This window comes from Paenibacillus oleatilyticus (assembly GCF_018998565.1).
Classification (GTDB): Bacteria; Bacillota; Bacilli; order Paenibacillales; family NBRC-103111; genus Paenibacillus_G; species Paenibacillus_G oleatilyticus.
Genome location: NZ_JAHNZO010000009.1, coordinates 42,817 through 62,419 on the forward strand (window position 1 = coordinate 42,817; position 19,603 = coordinate 62,419).

The window sequence follows — 19,603 nt, forward strand, 5'->3', positions numbered from 1 at the left end:
AAATAGGGGGAATCGGGATGGAGACAGGCTCGACACGTGTAAAAAGAGGAATGGCCGAGATGCAAAAGGGCGGCGTCATTATGGACGTGATGAACGCGGAGCAGGCAAAAATCGCGGAAGCTGCGGGCGCGACGGCGGTGATGGCGCTGGAGCGGGTGCCGGCGGATATCCGCGCGGCCGGCGGGGTGGCCCGGATGGCCGATCCGACGGTCGTCGAGGAAGTGATGAAGGCCGTGACGATTCCGGTGATGGCTAAAGCCCGCATCGGCCACTACGTGGAAGCTCGGGTGCTGGAATCGCTCGGAGCCGACTATATCGACGAAAGCGAGGTGCTGACGCCGGCCGACGAGCTGTTCCATATCGACAAACGGGCGTTTACCGTGCCTTTCGTCTGCGGAGCGCGCGACTTGGGCGAGGCGCTGCGGCGGATCGGCGAAGGCGCTTCGATGATCCGCACGAAGGGCGAGCCGGGCACCGGGAACATCGTGGAAGCCGTGCGGCACATGCGGATGATGATCGGCCAGATGCGCAAGGTGCAGAGCATGAGCAAGGACGAGCTGATGGCCGAAGCCAAAGTTTTGGGCGCGCCCTACGAGTTGCTGCTGCACGTTCACGAGACCGGCCGTCTGCCGGTCGTCAATTTCGCGGCTGGTGGCGTGGCGACTCCGGCGGATGCCGCGCTTATGATGCACTTGGGCGCGGACGGCGTCTTCGTCGGGTCGGGCATTTTCAAATCCGACGCGCCGGAAAAGTTCGCCGCAGCGATTGTGGCGGCGGCCACGCATTACACGGACTATTCCCTGATTGCGCAGGTATCCAAAAACTTGGGTACCCCGATGAAAGGGATCGAAATTGCCACGCTGCAAGCCTCCGAGCGGATGCAGGAGCGTGGCTGGTAAGTGATGAAACCCATCCTTTGCGATGGGTTTGAGCTTGTTGAGAAAGTGGTCAAACGGGATTATAGAGGTAACGAAGGGGTGGGGTATCCACTTCCGACCACTCTTGTCTTCGGGAAATTTGATTGGAAGCCGCTTACTAGCGGACATTTCCCGAAGACAAAGGCGGCCGCTATCGCTTCTCCAGTGAATTCCCCACCTCCGTACGCTTCTCTACTTTTGCTTAGACCACTTTCTCAACACTCTGAAACCCATCCTTTGCGATGGGTTTTTTATTTTAATACAATGTCGAATCGTTGAATTTCAAGTCATGGAATTACCAAATAAAGTAATGATATTCCATTGTGGGGTATTCATCCTAAATTATACAATATTACCAGAGGCGAGACGAACAACCGCTCACTCGAGTTCACAGCATTGGAGGAGTTGAAGTGCAGCCTGAACGCCCGCCCGATGATCACAGACGATTTTTAAAACAACATGCCGAAGAATACAAGCTGGGAACGTATTTTCCCGAAAAACTGACTTTACTCGCCAAATCGGAGCCTGTCTCCTTCCAATGGCTTCGAGAGACGGAGCATGGTTCCGTCGTATTCCTGATGAGCGCTTCCTGCTCGGCCTGCAGCATGGCACCTGTTCAAGAGTTCACGGAACGGTTTGAGGCATTCCGCTATTGCGTGTTATTCGAGGGAAGCGAGGAAGCGATGGAGCAGCAGCGTGAGATTTATGACTTGGACATGCCGTTCTACCTGTGCGATACCGTTAAGCTGCACAGCCAACTGAAGGTGGGAATCGTTCCTTACGCCCTGATTTTGAATAAGCTTGGACAAGCGGTCGGCGCTGACATCTTCAACGACTGCGAGAAGCTCGAGCGGTTGGCGGCCCCGTTGATTCGTGTGTATGAGCGCAGCCTGGCACAAGTATGAAGTCGTTCGCGCACACTATGAGATGCGCCGGTCAAGCCTTTTGCAAAGTATACCGGTTCAATAGACCCATCGTATTGCTGTCACTGTTCGTTTACATCGTAGTGGCTCTGCAATCCAACATCGGCATTTACTTAAGCAAGCAGATCGTAGACCAGCTCTCCGCGAATAATCTGTACCTGCTCTTGGGTAGCATCGCGCTTCTTCTCTCGTTTCAGGTTGTGCGGCTGCTGCTGGAAACGTACTCCCAGCTCAAAAGCAGACGGATGCATATGGCGTTTGCCGTTCATTGCGAGAACGAATTGGTCGATCTCGTTGCGAGGACGGAGTTGCTGGATAAGGAGCATCCCCAGTTTACGGGTGATTTCTCTTATTGGTCCTTTATTAACGGCAAATATCTGGAATCGTATTCCACCGTGACCGGACTCGTCAAGCAGGGCTTGATCGCGGCGGTAAGTCTGGGCTATCTGCTGTACTATCATCTGTACATCGGCCTGCTGGCGCTGCTCGTCGGTACGCTCAAGGGCATCTACGACCTTCGCGCCGTCCGGCGAAGGGTAGCGATCAACGAAGAAATGATGAGGCAATCCCGGGGATATCATTATTATTTCGATGTATTGACGGGCTCCCAGACGCAGAAGGAAATGACGCTGTTTCAATTGGTGCCGTATTTCCGGGAGAAGTGGCTGCGCAAGAAGGACGAGGCCAACGCCTTGTCCATGCAGCTCGAAACCTTAAATCTGAAAAGACAAGCTTCCGGCGAACTGCTGTCCATCATTAGTTCGGGCATTGTCATCGTGATCACCGCGCTGCTCATTTATAAAGGCTCGCTGACGATTGGAGATTACGTGGCCATCACGATGGCGCTAACGATGACGGAAAGCAATATTACGATGATGTTCGCCTCGATCTCAAGGCTGACGGAAAACGCCACCCATATCGAAAGGCTGAATAAGATCGAAAGCGACGTGCATGCCGCCGCCCGCCTGCCGGAGCAGGTCGGGCCCCGCCCATTCCGCTTTCAGGACGAGCTTCAAATCCGCAACCTGACGTTCCGTTATCCGAATCGGGACGAGCCGGCGCTGACCGACATCAACGCGGAGATTCGCAAAGGCGAAATGATCGCCATCCTTGGGGAGAACGGCTCGGGAAAATCGACTCTGATCAAGCTGCTGCTGGGTCTTTACCGGAGCGATACCGACGCCATACTGTACGACGGTGTGAGCGTCCGGACGATGGACCGGATCGGAATGTGGCACAAAACGAGCGCCGTCTTCCAGGATTACATCCGCTATATGACGGATGTGCGGGATAACATCGCCGTCGGCAATATTGCCGAGGCGCACAACACGGACAAGCTGCTAGCGGTACTCGCGAAGGTCGGGCTGTCCAAGACGTTCAAGCAAGGACTGGATACGAAGCTGGGAACGCTGGAGGATAACGCGGTTAACTTATCCGGCGGACAGTGGCAGCGGCTCGCTTTATCGCGCGTGTTTGTCTCTGAGGAGCACGAACTGGTCGTGTTTGACGAACCGACCTCCGCACTCGATCCGGTCAGTGAAGTTCGGCTGATGAATGAAATGCTTGAGCACTGCCGGGGCAAGACCGTAATTATGGTGTCCCATCGGGTGGGGATCGCGCGGAGAGCCGACCGTATCTTCGTGATGGAGGGCGGGCGCATTGCCGAGGCCGGAACGCACGACGAGCTGCTTCACAAGCAAGGACTTTATCATGAGATGTGGCATCAGCAAAAGCAATGGTACGACTAATTCAGGCGAAAAGAGGGAGTAACGATGTCGTTCAACCGTAAGCCGGGCGGATCAGCCGACAGCGGCCCGCCGATCGGTTCCGTGTTATCGGAGCTGCCGCCCCATATCAGCAATATCGGAACGCCGGCGGAGCCGGACGAAGCGACCGATACGGTGCTGCTGTTCGTGTCCACCTACTGCTCGCATTGCATCGATTTGCTTCCGTATATCAACGCGATGACGCGGAACCACCCGTCCTTTTCCTTCCGGCTCTTATCTACGGGCGACGAGGACGATCATCGAAGCATGATCGAATATTTCGGATGGACATTCCCGGTTTGTTCGCTGGACCAGAGCGACATGGAGGCGTATTTTGCGGTGACGTATCTGCCCTTCGCTATCCTCGTCGACGACTCGGGAAAAGTGGCCGCCAAAGGAGTAGTCTATAATGCCGACGATTTCGAGCAGCTTGTGAAGGATTACGCCCGTCATGCGCTGGCTTGATAGTGGCATCCCGGTTTTTACACCTTAAGATAAAGCTTCATATTCCAATGAAAGGAGGTGAGAACCATGTCTTGCACTGATCCGAAATGTCAAGTTGTATTGGAAAATGAAACCTATTGTTACCTTAGCAGCTGCACCGCTGGCGGTACAAACTATCCGAAAATCATGGGCTCTAATAAGATTCTTGGCTGCGAAGATGGAAGAACGGTACCATGCCATCAGGACAGAGTTGGCTGCTGCTACTAAACCGATTAGAGGAGGGGGATCATCCCTCTTCTCTTTTTATTCTTTCAAGAAACGAGGGATCTTTTTTGAAAGCTCAATTAATCGTATGCGACCGGATTACCCATAACGAACAGGCGAAGGGGCATCAGTTAGGTACCGTACTAAACCATCGGACGATTCCTGTTCTGCCGTATGCCTTGGATTTGTACGTTTTGCTCAAAATCTTTGATTTGCCGCAGGGAAAATCGATAGATACGCATTTTGAATTCAATAATGACCGTGGAGATCGGCTTGGCAAAACGGCGATGACCGTCCTCAGAAATTACCGAGCGGACGATCAAATTCCGGGCGTCGACAAAGATTTTGCATTTACGCTGGTGCTGACGGAGCCGGGAATCGTTCACATCAAGTGCTTTGCCGACGGCGAAGAAGCGGCATGGTATCCGCTGACGATCCGATTGCAGGAGGACAAGTTGCAAAAAACGTCTAGTACCGGATGAGGTGAGCGACGACGATGACGGGTTTGATAGCGTATGTTCTGGACGTCACGATAGCGGTTCTGTTCTTCCTGCCCTTTTACATGAAGCTGCGCAGCTTCGAAGGTTTAAAAGTGGAAATTTATGCCTATGGGGTGCTGCCGGCATCCATGCTGTCTTTGGCGGCCTGTGCCGTTTTGATCACGGAGTTTTTGCTGTTTTTCTTGTTTGCAACGGGATTGGCGGAAGGCTGGAAACAAATCGCAGGGATCGGGCTGCTGTCCGTGTTTACTTGTTTGACCTGGAGAAAGAAAAAAAGCACCGGGACCGAAGCCTGCGCCTGCTATGGCGATGTCGGTTTTCTCAACCGGTTTCCCATCTATAGAAACCTTGTTCTTATTGGTATTTTGGTGATCGACGCAGGCTTGAAGCGGGAGCCGGCAGATGCTTACTTCATGCTTCATTCGCTTGTTTTGGTCATGGCGTTGTCGTTTACCGTTGAGCTCATGACGATGCGTTGGAAAAGAAAAGAGGTCTGACCATGGCCGATCCGTTGTTTTTATGTACGTTGCTGTGGCTTGCCATAAGTGCAGCGGTACTTTACATCTTGAGAAGGCGGGAGCAAAGGGCAATTCAAGCGCAAGTCCGGCAGATCGGGCAGTTGGCGAATGAAACGAATGAGCTGATCTTATTCTTGGACTATACGGCCCCAGGCTTCAAGGAAATCGATGCTCTTTTGCTCTCGGACCCGCTGGGCAGGATTACCGTCGTTTTCACCGCTCCCGAATGGCTGATAGCCGCCAAATCCAAAAAGTGGGAGCGGCATTGCGTCGTGAACGCGAGCAGTCTGAACGTACCCTCCTTGGAAGTGAGCACGGCTTGCATCGTGAAGGATAAATATGGAAAATACCGTGTGTTCTACGAGGTCCCGGCTTTCCTAAGGCTGATGAGCCGGCCGAACACGTGAAATAGTTCATTTTTGTGTGTAGTAACTCCTTGTAAGGGAATGGCCGGACGCTTGCAGGATAGCCGCTCCAAAATTATCGGCAATATGCGCTAAAAGCCGCGAAAATAAGCTGCTATATCATTGCAACGCCTGCCCTTTTGCGGCAGGCGTTTTGTCGTTAATCGCCGTGGAGATGCCGCTTCAAGTAATGCCCTGTAAGCGAATGCGGATGCTCGATGAGCTGTTCGGGAACGCCTTCGAAGATGACCGTCCCGCCCTCTTGTCCGGCTCCGGGACCCAAATCGACGATCCAATCGGCTTGACTGATCACGTCGAGGTTATGTTCGATCACGATCACCGTGCTGCCGTTGTCCACGAGCCGGTTCAGCAGGCCGATCAGGCGGTCGACATCGGAGAGATGCAATCCGGTTGTCGGTTCGTCGAAGACGTAGATTTGACCGCTGCGCTCCAGCTCGGCCGCGAGCTTCAGGCGCTGTCGTTCCCCGCCGGAGAGCGTGTTCAGCGGCTGCCCGAGCGTAATGTAGTCCAGCCCGACATCGCCTAGCCGCTCCAGAATGGTCCGAATCGCTTCCTCCCCAAAAAAGGTCCGCGCATCCGCTACACTCATCTCCAAAACCTCGTCGATCGATTTGCCGCGCAGCGTATAGCTCAGAACCTCCTCGGTAAACCGGCGTCCTTGGCAGCCTTCGCATCGGCTGACGATCGGGTCCATGAAGGCAAGATCCGTATACGTGACGCCAAGCCCTTTGCATTCCGGACATGCGCCGTTGGAGTTGAAGCTGAACAACGTGGGGCTAACCCGGTTCGCTCGGGCAAACAGCTCGCGGATCGGGTCGAGCATCCCGGTGTAGGTCGCGGGATTGGAGCGCTTCGAGCCTTGGATGGCTCCTTGATCGATGAACACGGCTTCCGGATAATGCCGGGGCAGCACCTTGTTGATCAGCGTGCTTTTCCCTGAGCCCGCTACGCCGGTGACGACTGCCATCACGCCTTGCGGGATGCGGACGCTCACGTCTTTGAGGTTATGAAGAGAGGCGGGGCCGATCACGAGCGAACCGGAAGGTTGTCTCGGCGGCGTCTTGAGCCGGGGCCGGCGGCCGAGATACGTTCCGGTCAGGGTGCCAGAAGCCGCCAGACCAGCCAGATCGCCTTCGTAGACGATCCTGCCACCCTTGGCGCCTGCTTCCGGTCCCATATCGATCACATGGTCGGCGATGGCGATGACATCGGGATCGTGCTCCACAACAAGGACCGTATTCCCTTTGTTCCGGAGACGCTTCATCAGAGAATTCAGCCGGTGAACGTCGTGAGGATGAAGTCCGATGCTCGGCTCGTCAAAAATGTACGTGATATCCGTCAGACTGCTGCCAAGATGCCGCACCATTTTGACCCGCTGCGATTCGCCGCCGGACAGCGTGGACGTTTCCCGGTTAAGGCTAAGGTAGCCTAAGCCGACGGAAATCAGATGCTCCAGCCGTTCGACGATGGCGTCGACCATGGTTGCGGCGACAGGCGCGTCAATGGCGCGTATTAGGGGGGCGAGCTCGCTGATCTGCATGGCCGTGCAGTCCGCTATGCTCTTGTCATTGATTCTGCAGCCGAGCACCTCCTGATTCAGTCTGGCCCCCTTGCACAGAGGACAAGCACCCCGGGTGACGATCCGATCGAACTCTTCCTTGTAGCGTGTTTTGGCCTCCTCGGATTCCTTGGTCAGAAAGCTCCGTTCGAAACGGGGAATCACACCTTCGTATTTAGAGGACGGCGGCCATCCGGGACCGGGATGCTTCAGCTTCATATCCGTTTTGTAAAGCAGCGTGTCCCATTCCTCGTCCGTATATTCTCCGAGCTTTTTATCGTTGTCGAATAATCCGGAACAAACATACCGTTTCCAACGCCATTCACCGGGGCGGAACGTGGGGAAACGGATGGCCCCCTCGTTCAGGGACTTTTGCCGGTCGAGCAGCCGGTCGTGATCAATCGCCGCTACCGTTCCCAATCCTTCGCATTTGGGGCACATCCCGTGCGGATCGTTGAACGAAAAGGCATTGGAATAACCGACGAACGGCTTCCCGATCCGGGAATACAGCAAGCGCAGCAAGGAGTAAATATCGGTGACGGTTCCAACGGTGGAGCGGACGTTGCCACCGAGCCGCTTCTGATCGACGACGATCGCGACGGACAGATTATCCAGCGAGTCCACATCCGGCTGACCGTAATGAGGAAGACGGTGCCGGACGAAGCTGGTGAACGTTTCGTTGAGCTGGCGCTGCGATTCCGCGGCAATCGTATCGAAGACGAGCGAAGATTTGCCGGAGCCGGATACGCCCGTAAATACGGTGATCCGCTTCTTCGGTATGCTCACCGTCACGTTTTTCAGATTATTTTCCCTCGCGCCTGTAACGCGGATCAGATCGTGCCGGTTGTCGGGGGCGCCGTTTTGCAGGTTCATCGGTTGGATTTCCTCCTTCTTCAAGAATGATGATTTAAGGATATTAGTTTCCAATCGGAAAATATATTTAAACGGATCGTGACTGATTGTCATCGAGAGCGGCCGCTATCTTTTGGCACAGCTCCGCAAAAATACTTTGTTCGCCGGGCGTAAGAACGGAGGCGGCGATTTCGGCAGCCTCGCGCCGGCTTGAGGCCGCACGCTCCAGAAAAGCTCGGCCGCTATCGGTGAGCGACGTCGTTTGTTCCCGCCGGTCTTCCTCGCGCGCCGTTTGCTCAATCAACTGCTTATCCTTTAAAACTCGGAGATTTTTTGAGGTAGCCGGGCGGGACATCCCCAGTATTTCGCCGATGAGCGAAGGCATCAGGGGACCGCGGATGCGCAGAATCTCCAAGATGTCGTATTGTGCCCAAGTAAGCTGCTCCGGATTGATCCGGGTGCGTCTGGCGACCAGCACGCATTGGAGATGGGACAAAGCGTTTTCCAGCTCACCGGGTTGATCTGGCTGTATCATAGGAATACCCCCTGTCGATATCGTACGTTCTATTCGTCATCGTATCAAAATAGTTTCTTTTTGGCAACTAATTGCGAAGGCCATACGTGTCGTTCAAATTCAAAACGTAATCATGATCCTAAAGCTTCGGCATTATCGCACAGAGGCTTTTGAACATGTTGAGTTTGAAAATGGTATTGACACGACACTGAATGGTGTCCTATAATCGAACCGTCACCAAATGGTGTCCAATTGGGGGCGAGTCTTTTAGAAAAATTGGAATCTGAAAAAGTTTTACGTCCGAAGAGTCGCAAACTTTAGGGAGGTGATGAAATCAACGGTTGTCCCTTCGTACCATCAATAGATTTCTACGACAGAAAATAATATTTAGGAGAGGGTGTTGTGAGCGAGAACAACCAATTGCGGGATGTGTATGACGCGATTGCAGATCCAACCAGGCGCCGGCTGATTCGTCTGTTAGCAGAGGCAGAGGAGTTACCGCTTCACGAATTAACGGCACAGTTTCAAATGGGCCGGACAGCGGTATCCAAGCATTTGACAATCCTTAAAGAGGCCGGACTGGTCCTTGACCGAAAAGTCGGCAGAGAAACGCGATTTAGGCTTAACGCCTCTCCACTCCGAGAAATTCAGGATTGGGTGGCTTTCTATAGCAAGTTCTGGAGTACGAATATGCTGAACTTGAACAAACTATTAGAGGAGGAAGAAGAATGAGTTTAACCTTATCCCTGGATTTTCAGTACAAGACATCGATCGTGAAGCTTTGGTCCGCTTTAACCGATTCAAGCAAGCTTGCCAAGTGGGTGGTCAACATCCATAACGGTCAGGCGATGGAAAATGATTTTAAGCCCGTCGTCGGACACCATTTTCAGTTTCGCACTCAACCGACCGAGTGGTGGGACGGGATTGTTGACGGCGAAGTGCTTATCGTGGAAGCGCCAAACCGGTTGTCCTATACTTGGGCCAGCGGAGGGGAGAAGCACACGGTTACCTGGACGCTGCAGGATTTAGGGGACGGAAAGGTTAACCTTCATCTCGAGCAAACCGGAATCTCCAATGAACCAGCACTCAATGGAGCCAAGTATGGCTGGAGTAAATGGTGCGGCGAACTTGAAAAGGTATTGGAACAATAACCGCATTCGGTACGAAAACATCTTCTTCCTCAGTGTTAAGCTAACGGATGACTACAGCTTATTAAAATTGCGGAGCAGCTGCCAGCAAAACTCGGCAGCCTTGTTCTGCTTAAGGGCAGGTAATACACATAAAGCGGGGCGAGATTGATGCAAAGTAGTTTAGAACAAGATATTATTATAACGGCAGAAAACTTCACAAAGAACTTTTCTGATAAAGGGAATTTTAATTTTAGCGTAGATAGCCTGCGAAACGTAGACGATATTCTTGAAGAATTACGTGACTTTGAATTAGATGATGATATTTTGGATTCTGCCTCTTCTATGGCTGGATGTTATATTTTCGAAGTAGCAAGAAGGAACTATGGCGGAAAGTACTACTGGGTACAAGAAAGAGATCAGCCTGTTTTAGTTACTGGCGAGCCGGAATTTTCGATTTCAATATTTGCATTCGAAAAAGTTAGAAGCAGACTTCAAAATGGAAAAGAGGATGAGATACCCTATTACTTTGATGGGTATATCCAGGCAATTGAAAAAGGTAAAGAAACGGGCTACTGTGCAACAATTGTTTGAGGCAGGATTGAACTAACAGGATGCGTTGCGTTAGCAATAAAAGCAGCAGCAGTTTTCATCCTGGGCTGCCGCTGCTTCTATATTCGAGTCTTGCCGGACAGGGCTGTTTTCCATTTTTTATCATTGACTCCTGCGGAAATGAAAAGCTATGATATCACTTAAGCAGTACTTAAACGTTTCAGTACTTAAACGATTCAGTTCACGAACAATGCAGTAGACTTAAAAGGGGGACCCCGCATGTCAAAACGATGTTTCATTTCCGCCGTTCTTGTCCTTTGTCTGAGTTCTTCCCTGCTAACCGCTTGCGGAGAGGGCCGTCCTTCGCCTGCCGGGCAGGAGCCGGGGAACGAAACCGAAGGAAGCGCAAACGCGGAGCCGTTAAAACCGGAGCAAGGCGCCCAATTGCTCGTATGGGAATCGAAAGGTCCGGAGCTCGATTATTTGAAAGCGGTAGCGGAAAGCTTCGAGAAAGACTACGGCGTAAAAGTGAAGGTGGAGCCGGTTCCCGCGATCGACACCGTTAAGAAGCTGACCACCGACGGTCCGGCGGGCATTGGAGCCGACGTTTTCTCGGCGCCGCACGATCAACTGGGGAACGCGGTGACGGCCGGGCTCGTGTTGGAAAACGACGCTTCGGGCGACAGCATGAAAAACGAGATCATGTCCTCGGCGCTGGCCGGAGTTACCTACAAGGACGTGCTTTATGGCTTTCCGACGGCGATCGATACGTATGCGCTGTTTTACAACAAGTCCTTGATGGACAAAGCTCCGAAAACGTACGACGACATCGTGAAATTCGCCGAAACCTACAACGATCCGAAAACCAAAAAATTCGCCCTGATGTGGGACGTCGGCCAACTGTATCAATCGTACTCGTTCCTCGCCGGTTACGGCGGGTATGTGTTCGGTAATCAAGGCACGAACCCGAACGATATCGGTCTCAACAGCGCGAAAACGGTTGAAGGGGCAAAATATTTGCAATCGCTCAAAACAATATTGCCGCTGAACGCCGGAGACATCAACGACAACATCATTACGGGCTTTTTCCAGGAAGGAAAAACCGCTGCCGTCATCAACGGCTCATGGCTGATGGCCAGCTTGTCGAAGGCGAATTTTGACTATGGCGTAGCGCCGCTGCCCCTGCTGCCGAACGGCGAGCATCCGGTCAGCTTCTCCGGCATTCGGGCCTTGTACGTCAATTCGTACACGAAGTATCCGGCTGCCGCCAAGCTGTTCGCTAGCTACGCGACCAGCAAGGACAATCTGATCAAGCGGTTCAAGATGACAACCCAGCTTCCTCCGAGGAAGGACCTGATGGACGATCCCATCATTACGCAAGACCCGAAAGCGGCGGCGTTTCTGGAGCAGGCGAAATATTCGACGCCGATGCCGTCCATTCCGGAAATGGGCAATGTATGGGTGCCCGCAGGCGCCGCGCTCGCTGCGATCTGGAACGACGGTCAAGATCCGGCAGCCGTTCTGACTACCGCGGTGGAGCAGATCAAGACAGCCATGAAAACGACGAAGTAACGCACGGATTCATCCTCAAAACTCGGCTAAGGCGGTTTTACGTATGCAATCACAACCAAGCGTCCGGCGGCATCAGGTCACGGCAGCCGTTTGTTCCGCGGCGTTCATAGGCTTGGGCCAGCTCTACAACAGACAATATATCAAAGGCTTGCTGTTTATCGTCTTGGCCCAATTGTTTTTCTGGAACTATTATTCGATCGCATGGAAAGGCATTCTGGGGCTGATCACGCTAGGCGATGTGCCGACCCGGATTATCCGGGGAAAAATCGTACAGGGCGACCATTCGATCTTTCTACTGATCAACGGTCTCATTACCCTCGTCGTCATCCTGCTGTTCCTTGGGTTTTATGCGATGAATGTTTACGATGCGAAGAAGAACGGGGAGCTTCGGGACGAAGGCGGCCATGTCCTCGGCTTCGTCGAATCGGTGAAGCAGGCGAAGTTCCGGCATTTTCCTTATTTGCTGCTGATTCCTGCCGCATTTTTCATTTTGTTCGTTACGGTCATTCCGCTCGTATTTAACGTGTTGATCGCTTTCACCAACTATTCGGCTCCGTCGCATATTCCGGACCGGGCGCTGGTGGATTGGATCGGCTTCCGCACGTTTTACGATCTGTTCACGCAGGATGCATGGAGGTCCACGTTCCTCGGCATCTCCGTTTGGAACATCGTCTGGGCGGCGGCTTCGACCTCCACCGTCTTTCTCAGCGGACTGTTGCTCGCGATGATGGTGAACCACCCACAGGTCCGGTTCAAAAAATTTTGGAGAACGGTGTTCATCCTGCCTTGGGCGATCCCGCAGTTTATCTCGATCCTCGTTTTCCGGGTGCTGCTGAACGGGACGTTCGGCCCGGTGAACGATCTGATCGTGAAGCTCGGCTTCTCTCCCGTGCCTTGGCTTTCCGATCCGACGATGGCGAAAGTATCCGTCATTCTGGTGAATTTGTGGTTCTCGACGCCGTTCCTGATGGCGTTGATGTCGGGAATTTTGACGACCCTGCCGCGCGATCTGTACGAAGCGGCGGACGTCGACGGGGCATCGGGTCTGCAAAAGTTCGTCAAAATTACGCTGCCCCTCGTGCTGATGGCGACGGCGCCGATCTTTATAATGCAGTTTGCGTTTAACTTCAATAACTTCAACCTGATTTACTTGCTGACGGACGGGAAGCCGAATAATCCGGATTATTACTACGCCGGAAGCACGGATATTTTGATCTCGTGGATCTTCAAGATGACGCTGAACCAAAGCCAGTTTAATATGGCCTCGGCCGTATCTATCATTATGTTCATTCTCATTGCGGCATTTTCTTTATGGAATTACAAGCGGATGAAGTCCGTTTAAGAAGAGGATTTGATCTGGATGTCCAAATTCAAAAACAACCTGGTCGTCACAGGAATTTACTTAGTATTTGCGGTGCTGCTCGTCACGACGGTTTACCCGATCGTGTGGATCGTAGGCACGTCTCTGAATCCGGGCGATAACTTGCTCGTCAGCAAGATGATTCCCGACCATCCGACGATCGCGCATTACATCGAGCTGATGCAAACGACCGATTTTGTGCTGTGGTATCAAAATACGATCAAGATCGCGCTGGTGAATGCGATCGTATCGACGGCATTGGTAGCAGCGACGGCGTATGCTTTTTCCAGATTCCGATTTAAAGGGAGACAGCAAGGCTTGATGATGCTGCTGGTCCTGCAAATGTTTCCGGGGTTTCTATCCGTCATGGCGATTTTTGTGCTGCTGCTGCAAACGAAGCTGCTCGACACGCATCTGGGATTGATTCTCATCTATGCCGGCGGAGCGGTGTCCATGGGCACCTGGGTCATGAAAGGGCACTTCGACACGATCCCGAAAAGTCTGGAGGAAGCCGCGTTTATCGACGGTGCAAGCCATGCCGACGCATTCTTCAAAATTATATTTCCTTTATCGCTGCCGGCGATTACGTTCGTAGCCCTGAACAGCTTCATCACGCCGTTTATGGACTTTATTTTACCGCAAATCGTGCTCAGGTCTTCGGACAAAATGACGCTGGCGCAAGGGCTGTATGCGATGGTCGCCAACGAGACCAATTCCAGCTTTACATTATTTGCGGCCGGAGCCGTGCTTGTAGCGCTGCCGATCACACTGCTGTACATGTATTTCCAGAAGTACTTAATTCACGGAATCGCGGCCGGCGCGGATAAAGGGTAGCACAAATTTATTCCAAAGGAGGCGTATGACATGCTATTAGAAGCGGTTTATCACCGGTCCGGCAATGCGGATTGTTACGCTTACGACGACCGGACGATCCATATCCGGCTGCGGACGAAGAAAAATGATCTGCGCGCGGTAAAAGCGCTCTACGGCGACAAGTACGACTGGGAGCAAACCGCCAGCGAGCAATACCTTCATAAGCTGGCAAGCGATGAACGATTCGATTATTGGCAGGCGGAGCTCGTCCCGCTGCATCGCAGACTGCGCTATGCGTTTGCATTGATCTCGGACGACGAAACGGTCTGGTACACGGAGACCGGCTTTCAGAAGGAAAAGCCGCTGGACCCGCTTTCCTTCTTCGACTATCCGTTTCTGTGGTCGGATGAAGTGTTGAAGCCGCCGGGGTGGGTAAAAGAGGCTGTGTTTTATCAAATATTTCCCGAGCGGTTTGCGAACGGCGATCCGTCGAACGATCCGGCCGGCGTTCGTTCATGGGAGGAGGCCGACCCGGGGCCGCACGATTTCTACGGCGGAGATTTGCAGGGCGTATTGGACCGTCTGGATTACCTTGGCTCGCTTGGCGTTAATGCGATTTATTTTACCCCGCTGTTTGCGGCGGAGACGAACCATAAGTACGACACGACGGACTATTTGAAGATCGATCCGCAGTTCGGGGATACCGGAATGCTGAAGAAGCTGGTTCAGGCCTGTCACGAGCGCGGGATTCGCGTCATTCTGGATGCCGTATTCAATCATAGCGGCGCGCTGTTCGCTCCTTTTCAAGATGTGGTCCGCCACGGACCGGAATCGCGCTACCGGGACTGGTTCCATATCAAGCAATTTCCGGTGCAGACGGAGCCCAGACCTTCCTACCACTGCTTCGCTTTCGAGGCGCATATGCCGAAGCTGAATACGGCGAATCCGGAGGTCCGGCAATACCTGCTGGACGTGGCGCAGTACTGGGTGAAGGAATGCGATATCGACGGCTGGCGGCTGGATGTGGCCAATGAGGTCGACCACGAGTTTTGGAGGCATTTCCGCAAAACCTTGAAGTCGCTCAAGCCGGACTTTTATATCTTGGGCGAAATTTGGCACGACGCGATGCCGTGGCTGCAGGGAGATCAGTTCGATGCAGTCATGAACTATCCGGCGACGGAGGCCGTATTGGACTTTTTTGCCAAGGATGCGATCGATGCGGGACAGTTTTCCCACCGGATCAACCGGCTGCTGGCCCAGTATCCGCAGCAGGTGAACGAAGCGGCCTTTAACATCGTCGGAAGCCACGATACGCCGCGGTTGCTTACGGTCGCGCAGGAGGCAAGGAAAGCGAAGCTCGCCGTGCTGTTTCAGTTTGCGTTCCCCGGCGTGCCGTGCATTTATTACGGCGACGAAGTCGGGATGCAGGGCGGAGCGGACCCCGACTGCAGGCGGCCGATGATTTGGGGCGAGACCCGGCAAAACCAGGAGCTGCTTGCGTTTTACCGGACGATCATTTCGTACCGACGACAGCATCGGGCAATGCGCGATGGAACTTTTCAGGTGATCTATGCCAAGGATCGGCAGCTTGTCATCCGTAGAACGGATGCTGGCGAGCAGCTTTACATCGGCTTCAATAACAGCGGGCATTCGGCCGTCACGAATGTCGTTTTGGACTCGCAGGCACCGCTCGAAATCGCCATGGGCGACGGAAGCTTCGAACTGACGGACGAGCGGCTTTCTATCAGCTTGCCTCCGTACGGATGGCTTATTTTAAAGGCGCCATTGTCATGATTTGACAAAGACAGGGCCGTATGCTTTAATCGACCTAAACGTTTAAGTAGAGGCGGTTAAACCATGAAAAAAGCAACGATCAAAGACATAGCTAAAGCGGCCGGCGTTTCCATTGCGACGGTTTCGTATATTTTGAACGACGTGAAGACCCAATCCATCTCCGATGAAACACGCGTGAAGGTTTTGAAGGCCGCGCAGCAGCTGAAATACGTAACGAATCGTACGGCGCAGTCGCTGAAGGTCAAGAAAACCGGACTTATCGGCATTTTATGGTTTAAAGGTAAAGATGGTCATATTTGGTCCGAATTGAAGTATGCGAGAACGATCAATGCCATCGAGCGGCACTGCAGCGAGCTGGGGTATCATGTCCTTTTTATGCAAATCGACGACCTGGGCCCGTCCTCGAAAATTATTATGGAGCGCAATTTGGACGGCGTCTTCTTGATGAACGTGGATCAAGAACAATTCACGACCATATCGCATTATTTCGGATTCGGCGTTCCCGTCTTCGTGATCGACAGCTATATCGAAGACCCGTTGTTTCACAAAATCGTTCCGGATTTCGTAGGGAGCTTTCAAGCGGCCCGCAGCCTGCTGGGCGAAGCCCCGCAGTTTCTGGTGATGGATTCGTATAACAATGCCGAGCTGGTGGAGTTTATCAAGCGGGAATCCGGCTTGGATGAGGGACGGATTCATGTGTGCGACAGCATCGAAGGTATGAACGAATTTCTATCTGCGCATGCCGGACGTCCGGGGATCGTGTTGAATGAATTTTTGGCGCATGAAGCGGCCAAGACCCATAATCGGTTCGCTGTTCTGTGCACAAGCCATTGCCCGGAAATCGTTCCGCAAGGGGTGGCGAAAGTTGCGTTTGCTTTGAATGACTACAAAGAGATTGTCCGTATGATGGATCGCAATATTCAGGATGCGGATGAGGTAAGCCGTGAAAAGTTTTATTGCCTGTCCGTCATCACGTGACGATCCGGTGAGGAGAATGTGGCGTGAGTTCGTCGCGGCTGATCGAAATCAATCATTTTTATTCCCAGATTCTTGACAATTCCAGAAATATATTTATATATCTGCCTCCGAGCTATGAAACGGACGCGGGGCAGCGGTACCCTGTCCTGTATATGCAGGACGGGCAGCACGCGTTCTGCAAGGACCGGAAGGGCGAATCGTGGGACGTACACAAAACGGTTGACCGCCTGATCGCCGAAGGACGCATGCGGGAAATTATCATCGTTGCGGTAACCCATATCGAGGATGCCCGGATTGCGGAATATATGCATGAGAATCCGTACGGACACCGGGTTTTCGATACGACGAATCAAGGCGAGCTGTACGAGGAGTTTCTCGTCCGCGAAGTAAAGCCTTATATCGACCGGGAATACCGGACGCTGCCGGATCAGGAGCATACGGCGCTGATGGGATCGTCCGCGGGCGGTCTGGTTTCTTACAATATCGGGTTCCGCAGGTCCGAGACGTTCGGGATGATCGGGGCTTTGTGTCCGTTCTTCGCAAGCGTCGATCTCCGCACGATGGAGGACCGCTGGTTGAGCCGCGTCTACACGGAAAAGAAAGCTCTGCGCATTTGGATGGACGTGGGGGATGCCGAAGGCTTTACCGTTATGGAAAAGCATGTGCGGCATGTCGCGGATACGCTGATCGGCGCCGGATATCGGCCCGGGGACGATTTTATGTACTATTATGCCGTTAATTCGGGCCATTCGCAGAAGGATTGGGCCGCCAGAGTGCATGCGCCGCTGCTTTATTTTTTTGGTCGCATCGGAACTCCTGTTCGTGTCGATTTGCATGGGCCGGAGGCGGTTGGGATCGAAGGGCCGAAGCGTACGCTCAATCCGGTGGTGCACTACGACAGCGGCTTCATGATGACGGATTTAAACGCCTGCTATGAAGTAGTCGATCCCGAGCTGCTGGACGTGACGGCAGACGGAAAACTGCTGCCGAAGAAAGAAGGGGAGACGACGGTCCGGTACATAAACGGCAGCCTGACGGCTGAATTGGCTGTTGACGTCGTCCCGTCGGTTTCGGAGACGGTTACCGTCCAAGCGTACGTGAAGGTGCCGGCCTTTACGCCGCCAACAGCTGCGCTATACGCTGGCATCGAGCTGCCGATGATCCGCGAAGGACTGTACGGAGGAACCTTTGAGGTACCGCGGGATATGTCCTTCGAATTCCGCATTTCCCGCGGCTTGGGCATGCATGAGACGGACCGGCAGGGCCAGGAAATTCCTTACCGGAAATTTACGGCCAAGGACGGCATCGTTCTCAAGTACGAAGTGGAAAATTGGGTGGATGCGGCGCCCGTGAGCGAGCAGAGGTGATGAGGATGCACAAGAACAAATCAAGCATTTTGAAGGTGGAAAATTTCTACTCCGCCCACTTGGACAACACGCGGGATCTGTTTGTTTACCTCCCCCCGAGATATCGCTGGGATCAAGCGAAGCGGTATCCGGTGCTGTATATGCACGACGGGCAAAATATTTTCCACCCCGCCTTCAACGGCTACTCCTGGAACGTCCATGAAACCGCAGACCGCTTGATTCAGAACGGCCTCATGGAAGAAATCATCGTCGTCGGCATCCCGAATCGGGGCGTCGAGCGGGCTGACGAATTTACCCATGAGCTGGAAGGGGTACTGTACCCGTCCGATAAAGTCCGTATCCAGCCCAAAGGGCAGCTCTACGAGTGCTTCATCATCGAGGAAGTCAAGCCTTACATCGATGCGCTGTTCCGGACGAAGTCGGACCCGGAGCATACGGGCTTAATGGGGTCTTCCCGCGGGGGGCAGGTCACCTACCATATCGGCTTGCGCCGTCCGGACATTTTCGGAAAGCTGGCGATTCTGTCGCCGTATTTTTACTACGTCGATCCCGTGACGCTGGAGGAATTCCGGCAGTATCATACGTTCGGCACGAAGCAGCCGGTTTCCCGGATCTGGATCGATCTGGGAGGCAGGGAGGGCACGCTGATCATGGAAAAGCATGTCCGCGAGGTGGCGGAGCAGCTTGCCCTCCTCGGATACGAAGCCGACGACGAGCTGATGTATTTCTTCGATCCCGAAGCGGCGCATGTGGAGAAAGATTGGGCGGCCCGACTGGCCTCTCCGCTGCTTCATTTATTTGGAGCCAAGGGCCAGGCGCGCTCTTTATCCTTGCAAGGCTGGGACGAAGTCGGCATCCACGATCCGGTCTGCCGGTTAAACGCGATCGCGGAGTTTGACAGCGGCTTGAAGATGTCCCTGCTCAGGGCGGCTTACCGGGTGGAGAACCCTCGGATATTGGAGATGCAAGAGGACGGGACCGTGGTGGCGAAGGAAGAAGGAGAGACAACGGTGACGGTCACCTACTGCGGCATGGAGGCTGCTCTTTCGATCCGTGTGGTCAAGGAATTGAAGGAGCGGGTTACCCTCGATTTAAGGGTTCATGTCCAGCCGCATACGCCGGACTCCGTCACGTTATACGCTTGGTTTCCTTTAAGCAAGCAGCCGGATGCGCCTGTATATTCCGGGCGGCTTGAGCTTCCGCTTCATACCGAGTTTGTTTATCAAATCAGCAGGGCCGACGGCGTGACGGAAACGGATCAAGCCGGAAATCCGGTGGTGCGCCACTACCGGGCCGAGGCCGATTCGTGGTTGGAGCTGACCGTCGAACGCTGGTCTAACGACATCAGAGAGGATTAAA

Annotated in this window: 19 protein-coding genes; 17 read left to right on the forward strand and 2 right to left on the reverse strand. The window is 53.4% G+C overall.

Going from position 1 to position 19,603, the window contains the following annotated elements:
- The first annotated feature begins 17 nt into the window (after positions 1-17).
- From pdxS to KQX66_RS13525, 7 genes are all read left to right on the forward strand, one after another.
- A complete protein-coding gene (pdxS, locus tag KQX66_RS13495) occupies positions 18-899 on the forward strand; it encodes a pyridoxal 5'-phosphate synthase lyase subunit PdxS (protein ID WP_216793176.1) in 882 nt (293 codons plus the stop codon).
- 428 nt (positions 900-1,327) lie between these two features.
- Positions 1,328-1,822 carry a hypothetical protein gene (locus KQX66_RS13500; protein ID WP_216793177.1) on the forward strand — a complete coding sequence of 165 codons (495 nt, stop codon included), beginning with the start codon at positions 1,328-1,330 and terminating at the stop codon, positions 1,820-1,822.
- Positions 1,823-1,839: 17 nt separating this feature from the next.
- Positions 1,840-3,588 (forward strand): ATP-binding cassette domain-containing protein, encoded by a 1,749-nt coding sequence (locus tag KQX66_RS13505; RefSeq protein ID WP_253957128.1) that lies wholly within the window; start codon positions 1,840-1,842, stop codon positions 3,586-3,588.
- Between the two features lie 24 nt (positions 3,589-3,612).
- Entirely contained in the window at positions 3,613-4,071 is a 459-nt protein-coding gene (locus KQX66_RS13510; protein WP_216793181.1) for a TlpA family protein disulfide reductase, read from the forward strand.
- Between the two features lie 311 nt (positions 4,072-4,382).
- Positions 4,383-4,796 (forward strand): hypothetical protein, encoded by a 414-nt coding sequence (locus tag KQX66_RS13515; protein WP_216793183.1) that lies wholly within the window; start codon positions 4,383-4,385, stop codon positions 4,794-4,796.
- 14 nt (positions 4,797-4,810) lie between these two features.
- The gene (locus KQX66_RS13520; RefSeq protein WP_216793185.1) at positions 4,811-5,311 is read left to right on the forward strand and encodes a MauE/DoxX family redox-associated membrane protein; all 501 of its coding nucleotides are present in this window, start codon (positions 4,811-4,813) and stop codon (positions 5,309-5,311) included.
- 2 nt (positions 5,312-5,313) lie between these two features.
- A complete protein-coding gene (locus KQX66_RS13525) occupies positions 5,314-5,739 on the forward strand; it encodes a hypothetical protein (protein ID WP_216793186.1) in 426 nt (141 codons plus the stop codon).
- Positions 5,740-5,896: 157 nt separating this feature from the next.
- On the opposite strand, the gene KQX66_RS13530 is transcribed toward KQX66_RS13525, so the two are convergent.
- The gene (locus tag KQX66_RS13530; RefSeq protein ID WP_216793188.1) at positions 5,897-8,188 is read right to left on the reverse strand and encodes an ATP-binding cassette domain-containing protein; all 2,292 of its coding nucleotides are present in this window, start codon (positions 8,186-8,188) and stop codon (positions 5,897-5,899) included.
- Between the two features lie 67 nt (positions 8,189-8,255).
- On the reverse strand, positions 8,256-8,702 hold the full coding sequence (locus tag KQX66_RS13535; protein ID WP_216793190.1) for a MarR family winged helix-turn-helix transcriptional regulator: 447 nt from the start codon (positions 8,700-8,702) through the stop codon (positions 8,256-8,258).
- A gap of 381 nt (positions 8,703-9,083) precedes the next feature.
- Between KQX66_RS13535 and KQX66_RS13540 the strand changes: the two genes are divergently transcribed.
- From KQX66_RS13540 to KQX66_RS13585, 10 genes are all read left to right on the forward strand, one after another.
- On the forward strand, positions 9,084-9,413 hold the full coding sequence (locus KQX66_RS13540) for an ArsR/SmtB family transcription factor (RefSeq protein WP_216793192.1): 330 nt from the start codon (positions 9,084-9,086) through the stop codon (positions 9,411-9,413).
- Complete coding sequence (locus KQX66_RS13545; RefSeq protein WP_216793194.1) at positions 9,410-9,832, forward strand: SRPBCC family protein; 423 nt, start codon at positions 9,410-9,412, stop codon at positions 9,830-9,832. Before KQX66_RS13540 ends, KQX66_RS13545 begins: the two co-directional genes overlap by 4 nt.
- Positions 9,833-9,979: 147 nt before the next feature.
- Positions 9,980-10,402, forward strand: a complete 423-nt coding sequence (locus KQX66_RS13550) for a hypothetical protein (RefSeq protein ID WP_216793196.1) — start codon at positions 9,980-9,982, stop codon at positions 10,400-10,402.
- A gap of 237 nt (positions 10,403-10,639) precedes the next feature.
- Entirely contained in the window at positions 10,640-11,932 is a 1,293-nt protein-coding gene (locus tag KQX66_RS13555; RefSeq protein ID WP_216793199.1) for a sugar ABC transporter substrate-binding protein, read from the forward strand.
- A gap of 43 nt (positions 11,933-11,975) precedes the next feature.
- On the forward strand, positions 11,976-13,274 hold the full coding sequence (locus KQX66_RS13560; RefSeq protein WP_216793201.1) for a sugar ABC transporter permease: 1,299 nt from the start codon (positions 11,976-11,978) through the stop codon (positions 13,272-13,274).
- A gap of 18 nt (positions 13,275-13,292) precedes the next feature.
- Positions 13,293-14,126, forward strand: coding sequence for a sugar ABC transporter permease (locus KQX66_RS13565; protein WP_216793203.1), 834 nt, complete (start codon positions 13,293-13,295; stop codon positions 14,124-14,126).
- Between the two features lie 30 nt (positions 14,127-14,156).
- A complete protein-coding gene (locus tag KQX66_RS13570) occupies positions 14,157-15,899 on the forward strand; it encodes an alpha-glycosidase (protein WP_216793205.1) in 1,743 nt (580 codons plus the stop codon).
- Between the two features lie 63 nt (positions 15,900-15,962).
- Positions 15,963-16,877 carry a LacI family DNA-binding transcriptional regulator gene (locus tag KQX66_RS13575; RefSeq protein WP_216793208.1) on the forward strand — a complete coding sequence of 305 codons (915 nt, stop codon included), beginning with the start codon at positions 15,963-15,965 and terminating at the stop codon, positions 16,875-16,877.
- Positions 16,878-16,900: 23 nt separating this feature from the next.
- The gene (locus KQX66_RS13580; RefSeq protein ID WP_216793210.1) at positions 16,901-18,244 is read left to right on the forward strand and encodes an alpha/beta hydrolase; all 1,344 of its coding nucleotides are present in this window, start codon (positions 16,901-16,903) and stop codon (positions 18,242-18,244) included.
- A 5-nt stretch (positions 18,245-18,249) separates the two neighbouring features.
- Positions 18,250-19,602, forward strand: coding sequence for an alpha/beta hydrolase (locus KQX66_RS13585; RefSeq protein ID WP_216793212.1), 1,353 nt, complete (start codon positions 18,250-18,252; stop codon positions 19,600-19,602).
- Position 19,603: the final 1 nt, after the last annotated feature.